Origin of the sequence: Mediterranea massiliensis (assembly GCF_900128475.1) — a bacterium.
Lineage (GTDB): Bacteria > Bacteroidota > Bacteroidia > Bacteroidales > Bacteroidaceae > Bacteroides > Bacteroides massiliensis_E.
In genome coordinates, this window is sequence record NZ_LT635838.1 from 680,254 (window position 1) to 696,895 (window position 16,642).

Annotated in this window: 19 protein-coding genes; 16 read left to right on the forward strand and 3 right to left on the reverse strand. The window is 56.5% G+C overall.

Annotation, left to right across the window (positions count from 1 at the left end; all coding sequences use genetic code 11):
* Positions 1 to 47: 47 nt before the first annotated feature.
* The 3 genes from BQ7483_RS12725 (at position 48) to BQ7483_RS12735 (ending at position 1,173) form a co-directional block, all read left to right on the forward strand.
* The gene (locus BQ7483_RS12725) at positions 48 to 530 is read left to right on the forward strand and encodes an HU family DNA-binding protein (protein WP_072546143.1); all 483 of its coding nucleotides are present in this window, start codon (positions 48 to 50) and stop codon (positions 528 to 530) included.
* Positions 531 to 658: 128 nt separating this feature from the next.
* Entirely contained in the window at positions 659 to 766 is a 108-nt protein-coding gene (locus BQ7483_RS17750) for a smalltalk protein (RefSeq protein WP_154673573.1), read from the forward strand.
* A complete protein-coding gene (locus BQ7483_RS12735; RefSeq protein WP_072546144.1) occupies positions 763 to 1,173 on the forward strand; it encodes an N-acetylmuramoyl-L-alanine amidase in 411 nt (136 codons plus the stop codon). Before BQ7483_RS17750 ends, BQ7483_RS12735 begins: the two co-directional genes overlap by 4 nt.
* Before the next feature lie 124 nt (positions 1,174 to 1,297).
* Here BQ7483_RS12735 and BQ7483_RS12740 read toward each other — a convergent pair whose 3' ends face one another.
* Both BQ7483_RS12740 and BQ7483_RS12745 read right to left on the reverse strand, forming a co-directional pair.
* Positions 1,298 to 1,939 carry a sugar transferase gene (locus tag BQ7483_RS12740; RefSeq protein WP_072546145.1) on the reverse strand — a complete coding sequence of 214 codons (642 nt, stop codon included), beginning with the start codon at positions 1,937 to 1,939 and terminating at the stop codon, positions 1,298 to 1,300.
* 78 nt (positions 1,940 to 2,017) lie between these two features.
* Complete coding sequence (locus BQ7483_RS12745) at positions 2,018 to 2,560, reverse strand: UpxY family transcription antiterminator (RefSeq protein WP_235847361.1); 543 nt, start codon at positions 2,558 to 2,560, stop codon at positions 2,018 to 2,020.
* A gap of 485 nt (positions 2,561 to 3,045) precedes the next feature.
* Here BQ7483_RS12745 and BQ7483_RS12750 point away from each other — a divergent pair, with 485 nt between their 5' ends.
* The 5 genes from BQ7483_RS12750 (at position 3,046) to BQ7483_RS12770 (ending at position 9,208) form a co-directional block, all read left to right on the forward strand.
* Positions 3,046 to 3,918, forward strand: a complete 873-nt coding sequence (locus tag BQ7483_RS12750) for a hypothetical protein (RefSeq protein ID WP_072546146.1) — start codon at positions 3,046 to 3,048, stop codon at positions 3,916 to 3,918.
* 220 nt (positions 3,919 to 4,138) lie between these two features.
* Positions 4,139 to 5,626 (forward strand): TolC family protein, encoded by a 1,488-nt coding sequence (locus tag BQ7483_RS12755; protein WP_072546147.1) that lies wholly within the window; start codon positions 4,139 to 4,141, stop codon positions 5,624 to 5,626.
* Positions 5,627 to 5,649: 23 nt separating this feature from the next.
* Positions 5,650 to 6,636, forward strand: coding sequence for an HlyD family secretion protein (locus BQ7483_RS12760; RefSeq protein WP_072546148.1), 987 nt, complete (start codon positions 5,650 to 5,652; stop codon positions 6,634 to 6,636).
* 146 nt (positions 6,637 to 6,782) lie between these two features.
* A complete protein-coding gene (locus BQ7483_RS12765; protein WP_072546149.1) occupies positions 6,783 to 7,958 on the forward strand; it encodes an ABC transporter permease in 1,176 nt (391 codons plus the stop codon).
* Complete coding sequence (locus BQ7483_RS12770; RefSeq protein WP_072546150.1) at positions 7,958 to 9,208, forward strand: ABC transporter permease; 1,251 nt, start codon at positions 7,958 to 7,960, stop codon at positions 9,206 to 9,208. The genes BQ7483_RS12765 and BQ7483_RS12770 overlap by 1 nt, the downstream gene beginning before the upstream one ends.
* A 15-nt stretch (positions 9,209 to 9,223) precedes the next feature.
* Here BQ7483_RS12770 and BQ7483_RS12775 read toward each other — a convergent pair whose 3' ends face one another.
* On the reverse strand, positions 9,224 to 10,282 hold the full coding sequence (locus tag BQ7483_RS12775; RefSeq protein WP_072546252.1) for a porin: 1,059 nt from the start codon (positions 10,280 to 10,282) through the stop codon (positions 9,224 to 9,226).
* A gap of 210 nt (positions 10,283 to 10,492) precedes the next feature.
* Between BQ7483_RS12775 and BQ7483_RS12780 the strand changes: the two genes are divergently transcribed.
* From BQ7483_RS12780 to BQ7483_RS12815, 8 genes are all read left to right on the forward strand, one after another.
* Positions 10,493 to 10,987, forward strand: coding sequence for a 3'-5' exonuclease (locus BQ7483_RS12780; protein WP_022020994.1), 495 nt, complete (start codon positions 10,493 to 10,495; stop codon positions 10,985 to 10,987).
* Between the two features lie 74 nt (positions 10,988 to 11,061).
* Complete coding sequence (gene mnmA / locus BQ7483_RS12785) at positions 11,062 to 12,138, forward strand: tRNA 2-thiouridine(34) synthase MnmA (RefSeq protein ID WP_072546151.1); 1,077 nt, start codon at positions 11,062 to 11,064, stop codon at positions 12,136 to 12,138.
* 18 nt (positions 12,139 to 12,156) lie between these two features.
* Complete coding sequence (locus BQ7483_RS12790; protein WP_072546152.1) at positions 12,157 to 13,521, forward strand: S8 family peptidase; 1,365 nt, start codon at positions 12,157 to 12,159, stop codon at positions 13,519 to 13,521.
* A 2-nt stretch (positions 13,522 to 13,523) separates the two neighbouring features.
* On the forward strand, positions 13,524 to 14,765 hold the full coding sequence (xseA, locus tag BQ7483_RS12795) for an exodeoxyribonuclease VII large subunit (RefSeq protein WP_072546153.1): 1,242 nt from the start codon (positions 13,524 to 13,526) through the stop codon (positions 14,763 to 14,765).
* A 10-nt stretch (positions 14,766 to 14,775) separates the two neighbouring features.
* On the forward strand, positions 14,776 to 14,991 hold the full coding sequence (gene xseB / locus BQ7483_RS12800) for an exodeoxyribonuclease VII small subunit (protein ID WP_021846923.1): 216 nt from the start codon (positions 14,776 to 14,778) through the stop codon (positions 14,989 to 14,991).
* 38 nt (positions 14,992 to 15,029) lie between these two features.
* The gene (locus BQ7483_RS12805) at positions 15,030 to 15,278 is read left to right on the forward strand and encodes a hypothetical protein (RefSeq protein WP_022020990.1); all 249 of its coding nucleotides are present in this window, start codon (positions 15,030 to 15,032) and stop codon (positions 15,276 to 15,278) included.
* Positions 15,272 to 15,589: a type II toxin-antitoxin system RelE/ParE family toxin gene (locus tag BQ7483_RS12810; protein WP_072546155.1), complete on the forward strand. Its 318-nt coding sequence runs from the start codon at positions 15,272 to 15,274 to the stop codon at positions 15,587 to 15,589. The genes BQ7483_RS12805 and BQ7483_RS12810 overlap by 7 nt, the downstream gene beginning before the upstream one ends.
* Before the next feature lie 31 nt (positions 15,590 to 15,620).
* On the forward strand, positions 15,621 to 16,640 hold the full coding sequence (locus tag BQ7483_RS12815) for a branched-chain amino acid aminotransferase (protein WP_072546156.1): 1,020 nt from the start codon (positions 15,621 to 15,623) through the stop codon (positions 16,638 to 16,640).
* Positions 16,641 to 16,642: the final 2 nt, after the last annotated feature.

Here is a 16,642-nt window from a genome sequence, read left to right on the forward strand (position 1 = left end):
GTGGTGAGCAGTAATTTTATTTATTAACTTTCAATTATCAATTCACTATGATTCTCTACAGAAAAGTTCAAATCACCGGCGAGAACCATCCGTGCAACGGATTGTGGTATGCCCGCCCCGTCATCAACGAAACGCTGGACCTCGAAGCGCTGTCCAAGCACATGTCGAAACACAACACGCCTTTCTCGCCCGGCGTCATCAAAGGGGTGCTGGCCGAAATGGTGGCCTGCATCAAGGAGCTGATTCTGGACGGCAAGAACGTGAAACTGGACGACCTGGCCATCTTCTCGGTGGGCATCGTCAGCGACCACGGCGCCGCCAGCGCAGCCGAGTTCAAGGTGAGCGAGAACGTGGCGGGCCTGAAGCTCCGCGCCCGCGCCACCGGCGAACTGAGCAACGCCAAAATCAACCTGGAAGGCACGCTGCGCGAACAGAACGAGTACTCCGTCGAGGGCAGCAGCACGTCCGGCACGCCCGGCGGCAATAGCGGCGGCACCGGCGAAGACGACCAGGAAGGAAGTCCGCTGTAAGATAGCGGTAAACGGTCAGGGGTGAGTGGTGAGTATCCATTCGGATGAAATGCTCACCGCTAACCGTTAACCACGCACCACTCTATTAATTTTCAACTTTCAATTCTCAATTTTCAATTAACTTAAAAATGGCTCAAACCAAGAGAAACGTATGGAGCATTGTGCTCAAAGCTATTGTGGCCGTGGCTACTGCCTTGGCCGGAGTATTCGGTATCTCATCGTGCATCGGCCGATGAGAACCATCACCCTGATTATTGTCCATTGCTCTGCCACCCCTGAGGGGCAGAGCTTTGGCTTTGAAGCTTGCCGCACGGACCATGTGCGCCACCGCCGCTTCCGCGACATCGGCTACCACTTCTACATCACCCGCGACGGCGAAATACACCGCGGACGGCCGATGGAACAGGTGGGAGCGCACTGCCGCAACCACAACCGGCACAGCATCGGAGTGTGCTACGAAGGCGGACTGGACCGCCTGGGCCGTCCGAAGGATACGCGTACCCTGGCACAGAAAGGCAGCCTGCTGGCGCTGGTGCGCGAACTGAAACGCCGGTTTCCGAAAGCGCTCGTCGTGGGGCACCACGACCTGGACCCGATGAAGGCGTGTCCATGTTTTGAAGCGGCGAAGGAATATCGGTTTTAGGTTTGGCAGATGATTCATCAATCATTCAACATCAACCATTATATGAGATCCTTCACTTCGTTCAGGATGACAGAAAGAACGACAGGATGACAGAAAGAACGGGCCTCAAAACTCATACTTAAAACTAAAATTTCTTGCCAAAAACGATATAGATAAATGTTTTAGCCAAAATTTTAAAGTCGAACCACCAGGAACGGTGCTCCAGATAGAAGAGGTCGTAGCGCAAACGACGGAGCATCTTCTCGATGGTATCGGTATAGCCGTTATAAAGCGTGGCATAGGACGTGACCCCCGGACGAATCTGGAACAGATAGCGATAGCGGGGGTCATGTTCCATAATCTGCTTGATGTAATACTCACGTTCGGGACGGGGACCGATAAAGGCCATCTGCCCGCAGAACACATTCCACAACTGCGGCAATTCATCCAAATGATGGTCACGCAGGAACCTGCCCACTTTCGTCATGCGGTCATCATTCTCACCCGCATAAAGTGCCGGTCCATCCTTTTCAGCATCTACCTTCATGCTGCGGAACTTATAAATATAGAAAGGACGACCGAAACGCCCGATGCGTTCCTGCTTGAAGATGGCAGGACCGCCGTCTTCGCGCTTCACGGCAATGTAACAAATAAGGAACAAAGGTGAAAATACGATCAATGCAACCAGAGCGGTCAAACAATCTGCTATACGTTTGACATTCCGTTCAAATCCGTTCATCCCATCGGGGATGTAATGATCGTCCTTTTCGATTTTTTCAAAATCCATATAAAGTATAGTTTAGTATAATATCCAAATAATCAATATCAAACAAATGCCACGTCACCCATTTCATGGAGGCCATGTTCATAGAGGCTCTACGAGAGAAGGAGGAACAAAGGTAGTGGCTACCGCCGTAATTCCTTCGATGCACACCACCACCCGACGATCGTGGCGTACACGGATAAAAACGCCTTCCACGCCCTCGAAAACGCCTCCGGTGATGCGGACACGAGTACCTTTCGACAACTGAAGATCAACCGGATCCAAATACAGAACACTCTCCTCGTAATTGCCTGCCACGGCAATAAAATTCTGCATCTGACTGTCAGGGATGACAAGCGGACGGCGGGTCTCGCGGTTATAAAAGTGACGCACCGGTACAGGCAGTTCCGGATGACTGCAAAGAGACTCAAGTCCCCGGCGGCTGGTATGGACAAAAACCAGATTGTGAACAGCCGGAACCAATTTACGCAACTTACGCCCCTCCTTCTCTATCAGTTCGTACCGCATGGGGACAAAATTGACTGTTCCTTGCTCATCCAACCAGGACTTCAAGACCAGCTCACGGCAATAGGTAACCCGCAAGGCATACCAATGCACGGGTGCAACCACTTTATCCAAGTCCAAATCAATTCTTTTTTTCAACAACAAATATTTTTCAAAAAGACATTCTTCAAGGACACCGGGGTGGCCAAGCACCTTCCGGTCAAACCATGAAATGCGAATAGTAAAGCGTAAGTCTATGCACTCATTTCTATTCAAAAAGTATCCACTATCCCAGAAGGATGCCTTCCGAACCATTATTTTCACGAGCAACTACAATAATATAGTGCCTACAGATTTGCAAAGTTAAGAGAGTTTTTCGGACTGACAAAACATTTTACGTTAAAAACGCCCCTCATCTTAACATTATGGGAGATTGAGAATCATAAAGTCTGCGGGATTAAATAAAATATTCAAACAAATAAAAACAACTTCAACACAGCAAAATCCAAGGGGAAGCAGAGATATTTCAAGCACATCTTAAAAAAATATGTTATTAAGGCAACGAGAAGTAGCTGAAATCTGACAGATTATCACTAATTTTGCGACCAAATTTGAACGAACTTTTTATGAACAAGAACAAATCACTGATAATCATAGGAGCCGCGCTGGTGGTACTGCTGATAGGCGTAACCGTGCTGCTGGTGATGGAAAAAACAACGAACAAGGAACTGGTACAGGAGTTCGAACTGGAAAAGGAAGACCTGGAAAACGAATATACCCGCTTCGCCCAGCAGTATGACGAACTGAAGCTGACCGTATCGAACGACTCGCTCTCGGTACTGCTGGAACAGGAGCAGCTGAAGACGCAACGCCTGCTGGAAGAACTGCGGACGGTGAAGAGCAGCAACGCCTCGGAAATCAGACGACTGAAGAAGGAGCTGGCCAGCCTGCGCAAGGTGATGATCAGTTACATCAATCAGATAGACTCGCTGAACCAGCTGACAGCCCACCAACAGGAAGTGATCAAGGACGTCACGCGGAAATACAACGCAGCCTCACGCCAGATCAGCAGCCTGTCCGAAGAGAAGAAGAGCCTCAACGAGAAAGTGGCCCTGGCCGCCCAGCTGGACGTGACGAACATCCGCATCACCACCCAGAACAAACGCGGAAAGCAGACGGACAAGGTGAAGAACGTGGTGAAATTCAAGATTGACTTCAGCATCGTGAAGAACATCACTGCACAGACTGGCGAAAAGACCATCTACGTGCGCATCGCCAAGCCGGACAACAGCATCCTGAGCAAGAGCGACAGCGGCACCTTCGACTACGAAAACCGCCAGCTGACCTACTCCATCCGGAAATACATTGAATACACGGGCGAAGAACAGGCCGTCACCATGTACTGGAACGTGGAGGAATACCTCTACGCCGGCCAATACCGCGTGGACATCTTTGCCGACGGAGCCCTGATCGGGTCGGGGACGTTCCAGTTGAAATGACAACAGCGGTGAGTGGTTAGTGGTGAGCGGTGAGCAGCCATGCGGGCGGATACTAACCACTCACCACTAACCGCTCACCACTAACCACTCACCGCTAATCAAATTTTCCATAAAAATTTGCTTGGAGTATCGAGAACTTTTCTACCTTTGCATTGTTGTTTATGCAATCATTGCCGATGCTTGGAGGCAATCAACAGAAACGTAAATTACAATGAATGCAATGAAAAAGTTCTTATGTTCCACCTTATTAGCCCTGACGGCCTATGCGGCGGGCGCCCAACAGGTACTGAGCCTGGATAGTTGTCGTGCATTGGCCATGGCCAACAACAAGGAGCTGCTGATAAGCCAGGAGAAAATCAACGCCGCACACTACCAGAAGAAGGCGGCCTTTGCCAACTACCTGCCCAAGCTGGACGCAACGGGCACCTACATCCGCAACCAGAAAGAACTGTCGCTGCTGAGCGACTCGCAGAAAGAGGCGCTGTCCAACCTGGGCACCAACCTGAGCGGCGCCCTGCAGAGCGGCGTGCAGAACCTGATAGCCCAGAACCCGGGCCTGCTGCAGAACCCGCAGTTCGTGCAACTGGTACAGGCCTTCGGGAGCATAGACCTGGCCGGACCGCTGAACCAGGTGGGCAACTCGCTGGTGGACGCCCTGCGCACCGACACGCGCAACATCTTTGCCGGAGCCGTCACCCTGACGCAACCGCTGTACATGGGCGGAAAAATCAGAGCCTACAACAAAATCACCAAATATGCGGAAGAACTGGCCCGCCAGCAACACAGCACGGGCATGCAGGAAGTGATACTGAACACCGACCAGGCCTACTGGCAGGTGGTGTCGCTGGTACACAAGAAGAAGCTGGCCGAAGGCTACCTGGAGCTGCTGAAAAAGCTGGAAAGTGATGTGGACAAGATGATCAACGAAGGCGTGGCCACCAAGGCCGACGGCCTGTCGGTAAAGGTGAAGGTGAACGAGGCCGAAATGACGCTGACCAAGGTGGACGACGGCCTGAGCCTGTCGCGCATGCTGCTGTGCCAGCTGTGCGGACTGGACCTGACGACGGACATCGTGCTGGAGGACGAGCGGGAAGAGAGCCTGGCAGAAGCCGGAGCGGCCGGCAAGGAGTTCAACATGGAAAGTGTATATGCCACGCGCCCCGAAGTGCGCAGCCTGGAGCTGGCCTCCAAGATCTACGACCAGAAGGTGAACGTGACCCGCTCGGAAATGCTGCCCTCCATCGCCCTGATGGGAAGCTATATCGCCACCAGTCCGTCGGTGCTGAACAGCTTTGAGAAGAAGTTCAAAGGCATGTGGAACGTGGGCGTGATGGTATCGGTACCTCTGTGGCACTGGGGCGAAGGCATCAATAAGGTGAAGGCGGCCAAGGCGGAAGCCAACATCGCCCGCTTCCAACTGGCGGAAGCCAAGGAAAAAATACAGCTGCAGGTGAACCAGTCGGCCTTCAAGGTGAACGAGGCGGCCAAGAAACTGGTGATGGCCGAGAAGAACCTGGAGAAGGCGGACGAGAACCTGCGCTACGCCACCCTGGGCTTCGAGGAAGGGGTGATACCGGCCAGCAACGTGCTGGAAGCCCACACGGCCTGGCTGTCGGCCCAGTCGGAGAAGATCGACGCCCAGATAGACGTGAAGCTGACAGACCTCTACCTGAAGAGGGCAACGGGAGAACTTATAAATGAAGAATGAAGAATTAATTTTCAATTATAGAAATGGATACAAAATCGCAAAACAGTAACATGCTGCTGGCCTTCCTGACACTGGTGGGCGTCATCGCAGTAGTGGCCCTGGCAGGCTTCTTCATGCTGCACAAAGGGCCGGAAATCGTTCAAGGACAAGCAGACGTCAACGAATACCGCGTATCGAGCAAGGTGCCGGGACGCATCCTGGAGTTCCGCGTGAAGGAGGGACAACAGGTGAAGGCGGGCGACACCCTGGCCCTGCTGGAGGCACCGGACGTACAGGCCAAGCTGGAACAGGCACGGGCCGCCGAAGCCGCCGCACAGGCACAGAACGAGAAGGCCATCAAGGGAGCACGCCAGGAGCAGATACAGGGCGCCTACGAGATATGGCAGAAGGCACGTGCGGGGGTAACCATCGCCGAGAAGTCGTACAAACGAGTGAAGAACCTGTACGACCAGGGCGTGATGTCGGCGCAGAAGCTGGACGAAGTGACGGCGCAGCGTGAGGCGGCCATCGCGACGGAAAAGGCGGCCAAGTCGCAGTATGACATGGCCCGGAACGGTGCCGAACGCGAGGACAAGGAGGCTGCCGCAGCCCTGGTGCAGCGTGCGCGCGGAGCCGTGGCCGAAGTACAGTCGTACATCCAGGAAACGTACCTCATCGCCCAGACGGCGGGAGAGGTATCGGAAATCTTTCCCAAGGTGGGCGAGCTGGTGGGAACGGGAGCTCCCATCATGAACATCGCCGTGATGGAAGACATGTGGGTGAGCTTCAACGTGCGCGAAGACCTGCTGAAGGGACTGACCGTGGGTACGGAGTTCGAAGCCTATGTGCCGGCCCTGGACCGCAACATCCGGCTGAAGGTATATTATATGAAGGATCTGGGCACCTATGCCGCCTGGAAAGCCACGAAGACCACCGGCCAGTTTGACCTGAAGACGTTCGAAGTGAAGGCCAGTCCGCTGGAGAAGGTCGAGGGACTGCGGCCGGGAATGAGCGTGGTGCTGGAGAAATGAAGAATGGGGAAAATGAAGAATGAAGAATGAAGAATGAGGAATGAAGAATGCTGTGATGGAGATCCTTCACTACGTTCAGGATGACCAATACTTTCATTTTCAATTCACAATTCTCAATTTTCAATTATCAATTTTCAATTAAATAAATGAACGCAACAAAATACAAAGCCTTGTGGAACGTGATGAAGCGCGAGGGAAAGCGCCTCGTGTCGCGGCCGCTGTACCTGTTCTGCATGGTGGTGGCTCCACTGTTCTGCTACGTGTTCTTCACCACCCTGATGGACTCGGGGCTGCCGCAGAACATGCCGGTGGGCGTAGTGGACGAAGACATGACGACCACCTCGCGACAACTGGCGCGCAACCTCGACGCCTTCGAGCAGACGGCCGTCGTGGCCCACTATCCCAACGTGACCGAGGCCCGGCAGGCCATGCAGCGGGGCGACATCTACGGTTTCTACTACATTCCCGACGGCACCACTGCCAAGGCGCAGGCCCAGCGGCAGCCCAAAGTGTCGTTCTACACCAACAACACACTGCTCATTGCCGGCTCGCTGCTCTACAAGGACATGAAGATGATGAGCGAACTGGCCTCGGGAGCCGCTACCCGCTCGGTGCTCTACGCCAAGGGAGCGACGGAAGACCAGGCCATGGGATTCCTGCAGCCCATCGTCATCGACACGCACCCGCTGAACAATCCGTGGATCAACTATTCGGTCTACCTGAACAATACGTTTGCACCGGGCGTACTGATGCTGCTCATCTTTATGGTGACGGTGTTTTCCATCGGTGTGGAAATCAAGGACCGCACCGCCCGCCAGTGGCTGCGTACCGGCAACAACTCCATCTGGATATCGCTGGCCGGCAAGCTGCTGCCCCACACCGCCGTGTTCTTCCTGATGGGCATCCTGTACAATGTCTATCTGTACGGGTTCCTGCACTTCCCCTGCAATAGCGGCATCGGGCCGATGCTCTTTGCCACCCTGTGCCTCGTACTGGCATCGCAGGGCATGGGCATCCTGATGATCGGCGTCCTGCCCACCCTGCGCCTGGGGCTGAGCTTCGCCTCGCTGTGGGGCGTGCTGTCGTTCTCGATGTGCGGCCTGTCGTTCCCGGCCATGGGCATGCACCCCACGCTGCAGGCACTGGCCAACCTCTTCCCGCTGCGCCACTACTTCCTGATCTACGTGGACCAGGCGTTGAACGGGTATCCGATGATCTACTCGTGGACCAACTACGTGGCCCTGCTGCTGTTCATGATGCTGCCGTTCCTCATCGCCCACCGGCTGAAGGCGGCCCTCATTTACTATAAATACGTACCGTGATGAAAAGAATGACCTTCAGACAAAGAGTCGTACAAGGCATCTACGACTTGTTCTATATATGGAGACAGGAGTTCCGCACCACCCTGCGCGACCAGGGGGTACTGATCTTCTTCATCCTGGTGCCGCTGGTCTACCCGCTAATCTACTCGTTCATCTACACCAACGAGACGCTGCGCGACGTGCCCGCCGTGGTAGTGGACTGCTCGCGCAGCTCGCTGAGCCGCCAGTACGTGCGCATGCTCGACGCCAGCCCCGACATCCGCGTGGTGGCACAGTGTGCCGACATGGAGGAAGCCAAGCTGGCCTTGCGCGAACGTGACGCCTACGGCATCGTCTACCTGCCCGAGACCTTCAGCGACGACATCGCCGCCGGACGGCAGACGCAGGTGAGCATCTTCTGCGACATGAGCGGACTGATGTACTACAAGGCCATGCTGAGCGCCAACACGGAAGTGTCGCTGGAGATGAACGCGGAAATCAAGATAGCCCGGGCCGGAAACACCACCGACCGGCAGGACGAGATTACAGCCTACCCCATCGAATACAAGGACGTGGCGCTGTACAACCCCACCAACGGATTTGCCGCCTTCCTGATACCGGCCGTGCTGATACTGATCATCCAGCAGACGCTGCTGCTGGGCATCGGCCTGTCGGCAGGAACGGCCCGCGAGAAGAACCAGTTTCGAGACCTGGTGCCCATCAACCGCCACTACAACGGCACGCTGCGCATCGTCATGGGCAAGGGACTGAGCTACTTCCTGGTGTACACACTGGTGTCGGCCTACGTGCTGTGCGTGGTGCCCTGGCTGTTCAGCCTCAACCAGATAGCCCTGCCGGGCGAACTGATTCTGTTCATTCTGCCCTACCTGAGCGCCTGCATCTTCTTTGCCATGACGGCCTCCATCGCCATCCGCAACCGCGAGACGTGCATGCTGCTCTTTGTCTTCACCTCGGTGCCGCTGCTGTTTCTGTCGGGCATCTCGTGGCCGGCTTCGGCCATCCCGCCCTTCTGGCGCTACTTCTCGTACCTGTTCCCGTCGACCTTCGGCATCAACGGATATGTACGCATCAACAGCATGGGCGCCACGCTGAACGAAGTGCAGTGGGAATATCAGGCCCTGTGGCTGCAGACCGGCATCTACTTCCTGACCACCTGCCTGGTGTACCGCTGGCAGATTATCCGCAGCCGCAGGCACGTAATCGAAGCCTACAGGCGGTACAAGGCTATGAGGGAAGCGGCCGGCAAATAGAAAGACTGTGCTGAATCAGAAGCGGACCATCAGTTCGAGCACCACCTTGTCCTGCTCGGACTCCTTGGCGATGCTGCCCGCGGGATAGAAATACTTCTCATAGTTCAGGCGGAGGTCCGTACGGAAAGCCTTGCTGAGACTGAAGGTGATGCCTCCCGTCAGGCGGTGGCGCTTGTAGTCGGTGACGGTCAGGGCGCCGGTGGCCTCGTCGCGGGTCTGGGCATCGCTTTGGTCGGTCATCATGTCGTAGCGGGCCAGGAAAGACATCTTCTGGAAAACTTTCTTTAGGGGCAAGTCGTAGTTGATGAAGGCGTCGACCGAATGGACGTCCTGAAAAGCGTTATCAGAATATTGCTTGTAGAGGTATTCACCCTCGATGTGGAAACGGCCCGCTTCGTAATAGGTACCGATGTCGTAGGAGCGCATCCACACCTCTTCGGGCTTGATGCCTTGGACACTGAGGGTGAAGTTCCATCCGTCAGCAGGCAATACCACCGCCTTGGCGGAGTAGTTCACCTCCTTGTGCCACACTTTCTGGTTGGTAAGACCCGTACCGTTGTAGAGTCCGCCCTCCAGCGTGACCGGCAGGCTGACGGGCAGCTGATAACCCAGCGTGACGCCGACATCGCGCACGTTGCCCACCTGCTTGGCGATGAACGAACGGTTGGCGAAGTACTGCTCGTGGGGCGAACGGTGGGCATCGATGGTAAAGGGCACACGCATCTGTCCGGCCGTCACCGTCAGGCCCTTGGCGGGGAACACGCGGGCGTAGGCGTCGAGCATCTTGATCTGTCCTTCGTCGGATAGGTCTATCTCGGCCTTGTAGGCCACGATGGGAAGAATGTTGCCCGTGAGGCTGACGCGCGCGTTGCGTACCTCGAAGCGTCCGGCTCCCATCCCCGTCTGATATTCGTACTTGGCACGGATGGTTCCGTTCACTTTCGGCAGGTAGTCCTTGCCTTCCAGACGTTCCTTGTCGATTTTCTTTCCGTCTTCATCGTTTCCCGCACTTTGCGCGGAGAGAGTGGTTGCGGCCAGCAGGGCAGCCGTCAGCAGGAGAATGCTCTTCTTCATCATATTTTGATCTTGTCTTGAAATGGGTTGTTCACTCGTTTTTCGGCCGCAAAGCTCGGAAATATGCGTTATGGGAATGTGTCATACGTGTTTCGTTTGTGTTACAGCGGCGGAAGGCGGCCCGGGACAGCCCAAAGAAAAAACTCCGTATTTCGTTTGACTATCCGCCCTACTTTCACTATTTTCGCCCGAAGTTAAAGAAGAACAAGGATGAAAGACTTTGCAGCCATCGATTTTGAGACGGCCAACGGCGAACGGAGCAGCGTGTGCAGCGTGGGTATCGTCATCGTGCGCGACGGGGTAATCAAAGAAAAGATCTACCGCCTGATACGCCCCTACCCCAACTACTACAGCTACTGGAACACGCAGGTACACGGACTGACCCGCCGCGACACGGACGCTGCACCGGAGTTTCCGACGGTTTGGCAGGAAGTGGCCCCGCGGCTGGAAGGACTGCCGCTGGTGGCCCACAACAGTCCCTTCGACGAAGGGTGCCTGCGGGCGGCGTTCCAGGCTTTCGACATGGGCTATCCCGACTATGCCTTCTATTGCACCTGCCGTGCCTCACGGCGCACCTTCGGGAAGCAGCTGCCCAACCACCAGCTGCAGACGGTGGCTGCCCGCTGCGGCTACGACCTGACGCACCACCATCATGCCCTGGCCGATGCCGAGGCCTGTGCCTGCATCGCCCTGGCCATCCTGTGAGAAGAGGGGGATGAACCGCATGCCGAAAGATTTTGTTATATAGACTTTCATCCATTTAATAGAAATTACTGCTTATGAACGGACCTGAAAAGAGAGTTTTGGTGGGCATGAGCGGCGGCATAGACAGCACCGCCACGTGCCTGATGCTGCGCGAGCAGGGCTACGAGATTGTGGGGCTCACCATGTGGGTGTGGGGCGACGAGCCGGTGGAGGCACGCCGCCTGGCCGAGAGCATGGGCATCGAGCACCACGTGGCCGACGAGCGCGAGGGCTTCCGCCGCACCATTGTACAATATTTCATCGACGAATACCGCGCGGGACGCACGCCCAACCCCTGTGTGATGTGCAACCCGCTGTTCAAGTTCCGCATCCTGACGGAGTGGGCCGACCGCCTGGGTTGTGCCTACATCGCCACGGGCCACTATACGCGGCTGGAAGACAGGAACGGCAAACGCTACATCGTGGCAGGCGACGACGACAAGAAGGATCAGTCGTACTTCCTGTGGCGGCTGGGGCAGGACGTGTTGCTCCGCTGCCTCTTCCCCCTGGGCGAATACACCAAGCTGAAGGTGCGCGACTACCTGCGCGACAAGGGCTACACGCTGAAGGCCGACGAGGGCGAGAGCATGGAGGTGTGCTTCATCAAGGGCGACTACCGCGACTTCCTGCGCGAGCACAGCCCCGAGATAGATACGGAGGTGGGCAAGGGATGGTTTGTGAACGCCGAGGGCGTGAAGCTGGGCGAGCACAAGGGCTTCCCGTACTACACCATCGGGCAACGCAAGGGGCTGGAGATAGCCTTGGGCAAGCCGGCCTACGTGCTGAAAATCAATCCGCAGAAGAACACCGTGATGCTGGGCGATGCCGAACAGCTGAAGACGCGCTACATGCTGGCCGAGCAGGACTGCCTGACGGACGAGGCGGAGGTGTTCGGAAGCGACTGCCTGACGGTGCGCATACGCTACCGCAGCCGTCCCATTCCCTGCACGGTGAGCCGCCTGGAGGACGGACGCCTGCTGGTGCACTTCCAGGAAGAGGCATCGGCCATCGCACCCGGCCAGTCGGCGGTGTTCTACATCGGCCGTCGCGTGGTGGGCGGAGCGTTCATCGCTTCGCAACGGGGAATTGGAATGTTTGTTGAAAATGGATAATGGAAAATTGGAAATGATATGAAACGAATGATTGGGTTATTGGTTGGCATCCTGACCGTCCTGTCGGCGGGTGCACAACAGGACACGCTGAAGTATCGCATCTGCCTGAAGGACAAGGCGGCTACGGAGTACTCCTTGCAGCGTCCGGAAGAATTCCTGTCCGCGAAGGCTTTGGAGCGCCGCCACCGCCAGGGGTTGGAGGTGGACTCTACCGACCTGCCTGTATGTCGAAGCTATGTGGACGAGATACAGCGGCAGGGAGTGAACATCGTGGTGACGGGCAAATGGGAGAACTTCGTGACGGTGTCGTGCAACGACTCGTCGGCCATCGGCCGCATCGCCGCCCTGCCTTTCGTGCGCTCCGCCGAACGGGTGTGGATGCGCCCTGCCAAGGAGGTGGTGACGCCCCAACGCGACTCGCTGGTGAACCGCCCCGAGAAACATCCTGAGAGATACTACGGTGCAGGCGCCGCACAGATACAGCTGAGCCGCGGCGACAAGCTGCACGAGGCGGGCTTCCGCGGGCAGGGGATGACCATTGCCGTCATCGACGCGGGTTATCACAACGCCGACCGCATCACGGCCTTCGACATGAACCGCGTGCTGGGCGTGAAGGACTTCGTCAATCCTCGTGCCGATATCTTTGCCGAGCAGAGCCACGGCATGGCCGTGTGGTCGTGCATGGGGTTGAACCGTCCGGAGGTGATGGTGGGCACCGCTCCCGAGGCTTCCTACTGGTTGCTGCGTAGCGAGGACGACTACTCCGAGAACCTGGTGGAGCAGGACTACTGGTCGGCCGCCGTCGAGTTTGCGGACAGCGTGGGGGTGGACGTCATCAATACGTCTCTCGGTTATTACACCTTCGATGACCCTTCGAAGAACTATGAGTTCCGTCAGCTGGACGGCCGGTACGCACTGATGTCGCGCCAGGCTTCGCACGTGGCCGACAAGGGCATGGTGCTGGTGTGCAGCGCGGGCAATGCGGGTGCAGGGCCGTGGAAAAAGATTACCCCTCCGGCCGATGCCGACAATGTGCTGACCGTGGGAGCGGTGGGAAAGGACGGCGTGCTGGCCACTTTCTCGTCCATCGGCAATACGGCGGACGGACGCATCAAGCCCGATGTGGTGGCCGTGGGCTACAAGGCCGACGTGATGGGTACCGACGGTAACCTGACGCAGGCCAACGGCACTTCCTTTGCCTCGCCCATTATGTGTGGCATGGTGACCTGCCTGTGGCAGGCCTGCCCCAAGCTGACGGCCAAGGAGGTAATCGAACTGGTACGTCGTTCGGGCGACCGCGCCGCTTATCCTGACAATATTTATGGCTATGGCGTGCCCGACCTGTGGCAGGCCTATCAGGAATACCTGTCCCAATCCCGCTGACCATGGACGCTTTATCCCTATACGACCTCAACGCCCTGGTGCGTCGAAGCCTGGAGCAGTGTCTGCCCGATGAATATTGGGTACAGGCCGAGCTGAGCGAGGTGCGCATGCATCCCGCTACGGGGCATTGCTACGTGGAGTTCGTGCAGAAGAACCCGCGGGGCAACAACCTCGTGGCCAAGGCGCGCGGCGTCATCTGGAGCAACGTCTTCCGCCTGCTCCGTCCCTACTTCGAGGAGAGCACGGGGCAGGCTTTCGAGGCGGGTATCAAGGTGCTGGTGCAGGTCAGCGTCTCCTTCCACGAGCTCTACGGCTACAGCCTCACCGTGCACGACATCGACCCCACCTATACCCTGGGCGACATGGCGCGCCGCCGCCGTGAGATTCTGAAACAGCTCGAAGAGGAAGGCGTACTGACGCTGAACAAGGAGCTGCCCATGCCTGTGCTGCCCCAGCGGGTGGCCGTCATCTCTTCGCCCACGGCGGCAGGTTATGGCGATTTCCGCCATCAGCTGGAGCACAATCCGCGTGGCTATGCCTTCCAGGTGACCCTCTTTGCCGCCGCCATGCAGGGCGACCGTGTGGAGGCATCCATTCTCGAGGCGCTGGACGCCATCAACAACCGGGCCGACCGGTTCGACGTGGTGGTCATCATCCGGGGCGGAGGCGCCACGTCTGACCTCTCGTGCTTCGACACATACCTGCTGGCCGCTGCCTGTGCCCAGTTCCCCCTGCCCATCATCACCGGCATCGGGCACGAACGCGACGACACCGTGCTCGACTCCGTGGCCCACGTCCGCGTGAAGACCCCGACCGCCGCCGCCGAATACCTCATCGCCCGTATGGACGAGGCGGCCGACCACCTGAACGAACTGGCCGTCCGTCTGCACGAAGGCGTGACCGCCCGCCTGGAGCAGGAGCGCCGGCGTCTGTACCAATGCCGCAACCGCATCCCCGCGTCGGCCGTCCGCCGCGTGTCGTCCGCCAAGCTGGAGCTGCTCACCGCCCGCAAGGACCTGCACCGCTCGGTGGAGACGCTGCTGGCACGTCACCGTCATCGGCTGGAACTGCTCCGCCAACGCCTGGCCGACGCTTCGCCCGAGAAGCTTCTGGCCCGTGGCTACAGCCTGACGCTGAAGGACGGGCGGGCCGTGAAGGACGCCTCCCGGCTGTGCGAGGGCGACGTGCTGGTGACGCAGGTTCATAAGGGAACATTCACTTCAATCGTAAAAAACATCAAATAGTAATCAAGATATGCCCGTACCCAAGAAAAAAGAAACCTACTCGCAGGCCATGGCCCGCCTGGAAAAGATTGTCAACCAGATTGACAACAACGAACTGGAGATTGACCAGCTGGCCGAGAAAATCAAGGAAGCCAACGAAATCATCGCCTTCTGCGAGAGCAAACTGACGAAAGCCGACCGGGAAATCGAAAAAATACTGGCCGAAAAGCAAGAAAGTGAAGAATAAAGAGTATTTTTGCCTGAGAACAAAAACGTAAGCAAGTTATGAGTACAATGAAGCTGAGGCAACAGGTGTTGCAGGATGTCATTTCCCTGATGGACAAGGACTGGGCTATGGATGTGCTTCAAGCCTTTCTGCAAGATTTGAAGGAAAGGGAGAAAGACGGACGTATCCCGGGATTGCCTTATACGGAGGAGGAACGGAGGGAAGACCTGATACAGGCCGAAAAGGAGATTGTGGAAGGAGAAGTCACTCCATGGGAAACCTTTAAAGAGGAGATGCAGGCATGGTAGTTATCGTGCGAAACGGAGCGAAGAGGCAAATCCGTGAGATATTCGATTATTATCGTACAGTAGCAAACCGCAAAGTTGCCAAGAAGATTGTTTCTAAGATCAGTGAAACAATTGATCTGCTGACCGTTCATCCCCATATAGGGGGCATTTTGTCAGATTATGCAGATTTGCCGTTCACATACCGATCCATCGTCGCACATCCGCATTATAAGGTCATCTATCGTGTGGAGGATGACAAGGTGATTGTCATATCCGTATGGGATTGCCGTCAGGACCCTTCGGGATTGGACAATGAGCTTCAAGAGGAATAATTTGGAAAACAACATATAACATCATAAAATTATGAAAGAAATTGATTGGTCAAATCTGTCCTTCGGATACATGAAGACAGACTACAACGTGAGAATTTACCATCGTAACGGTCAGTGGGGCGAGCTGGAAGTATGCAGCGAGGAAACCATCCCCATGCACATGGCAGCTACCTGTCTGCACTACGGACAAGAAGCCTTCGAGGGCCTGAAGGCCTTCAAGGGCAAGGACGGCAAGGTGCGCATCTTCCGCCTGGAGGAGAACGCCGCCCGCCTGCAATCCACCTGCCGCGGCATCCTGATGCCCGAACTCTCGACCGAACGTTTCCGCGAGGCCGTGCTCAAGGTCGTGAAGCTGAACGAACGCTTCATCCCGCCCTACGAGAGCGGTGCGTCGCTCTACATCCGTCCGTTGCTGGTGGGCACAGGGGCACAGGTAGGCGTCAAACCCGCCAATGAGTATCTGTTCCTGATTTTCGTCACGCCCGTAGGCCCGTACTTCAAGGGCGGATTTGCCACCACTCCCTACGTCATCACGCGCAAGTACGACCGTGCGGCTCCGCTCGGTACCGGTACGTTCAAGGTGGGCGGCAACTATGCGGCCAGCCTCCGCGCCAGCAAGGAAGCCCACGAGGGCGGCTACTCTGCTGAGTTCTACCTCGACGCCAAGGAAAAGAAATACATGGACGAATGTGGTGCCGCCAACTTCTTCGGCATCAAGAACAACACCTACATCACGCCGTTGTCCACCTCTATCCTGCCCAGCATCACCAACAAGAGCCTGATGCAGCTGGCCGAGGACATGGGCTTGAAGGTAGAGCGTCGTCCTATCCCCGAGGAAGAACTGGCTACGTTCGAAGAGGCGGGTGCCTGCGGTACGGCCGCCGTCATCAGCCCCATCCAGCGCATCGACGACCCCGAGAACAACCGATCCTACGTCATCTCGAAGGACGGCAAGCCGGGCGAAATCAGTACCAAACTCTATCACAAGCTGCGTGCCATCCAGTATGGCGACGAGCCCGATGTTCACGGCTGGGTAACGATTGTGGAATGACA

Bases quoted from the DNA above. Each gene is read 5' to 3' on its own strand.
- BQ7483_RS12725 (WP_072546143.1), top strand. From the start codon at position 48: ATGATTCTCTACAGAAAAGTTCAAATCACCGGCGAGAACCATCCGTGC.
- BQ7483_RS17750 (WP_154673573.1), top strand. From the start codon at position 659: ATGGCTCAAACCAAGAGAAACGTATGGAGCATTGTGCTCAAAGCTATT.
- BQ7483_RS12735 (WP_072546144.1), top strand. From the start codon at position 763: ATGAGAACCATCACCCTGATTATTGTCCATTGCTCTGCCACCCCTGAG.
- BQ7483_RS12740 (WP_072546145.1), bottom strand. From the start codon at position 1,939: ATGGATTTTGAAAAAATCGAAAAGGACGATCATTACATCCCCGATGGG.
- BQ7483_RS12750 (WP_072546146.1), top strand. From the start codon at position 3,046: ATGAACAAGAACAAATCACTGATAATCATAGGAGCCGCGCTGGTGGTA.
- BQ7483_RS12755 (WP_072546147.1), top strand. From the start codon at position 4,139: ATGAAAAAGTTCTTATGTTCCACCTTATTAGCCCTGACGGCCTATGCG.
- BQ7483_RS12760 (WP_072546148.1), top strand. From the start codon at position 5,650: ATGGATACAAAATCGCAAAACAGTAACATGCTGCTGGCCTTCCTGACA.
- BQ7483_RS12765 (WP_072546149.1), top strand. From the start codon at position 6,783: ATGAACGCAACAAAATACAAAGCCTTGTGGAACGTGATGAAGCGCGAG.
- BQ7483_RS12770 (WP_072546150.1), top strand. From the start codon at position 7,958: ATGAAAAGAATGACCTTCAGACAAAGAGTCGTACAAGGCATCTACGAC.
- BQ7483_RS12775 (WP_072546252.1), bottom strand. From the start codon at position 10,282: ATGAAGAAGAGCATTCTCCTGCTGACGGCTGCCCTGCTGGCCGCAACC.
- BQ7483_RS12780 (WP_022020994.1), top strand. From the start codon at position 10,493: ATGAAAGACTTTGCAGCCATCGATTTTGAGACGGCCAACGGCGAACGG.
- mnmA (WP_072546151.1), top strand. From the start codon at position 11,062: ATGAACGGACCTGAAAAGAGAGTTTTGGTGGGCATGAGCGGCGGCATA.
- BQ7483_RS12790 (WP_072546152.1), top strand. From the start codon at position 12,157: ATGAAACGAATGATTGGGTTATTGGTTGGCATCCTGACCGTCCTGTCG.
- xseA (WP_072546153.1), top strand. From the start codon at position 13,524: ATGGACGCTTTATCCCTATACGACCTCAACGCCCTGGTGCGTCGAAGC.
- xseB (WP_021846923.1), top strand. From the start codon at position 14,776: ATGCCCGTACCCAAGAAAAAAGAAACCTACTCGCAGGCCATGGCCCGC.
- BQ7483_RS12805 (WP_022020990.1), top strand. From the start codon at position 15,030: ATGAGTACAATGAAGCTGAGGCAACAGGTGTTGCAGGATGTCATTTCC.
- BQ7483_RS12810 (WP_072546155.1), top strand. From the start codon at position 15,272: ATGGTAGTTATCGTGCGAAACGGAGCGAAGAGGCAAATCCGTGAGATA.
- BQ7483_RS12815 (WP_072546156.1), top strand. From the start codon at position 15,621: ATGAAAGAAATTGATTGGTCAAATCTGTCCTTCGGATACATGAAGACA.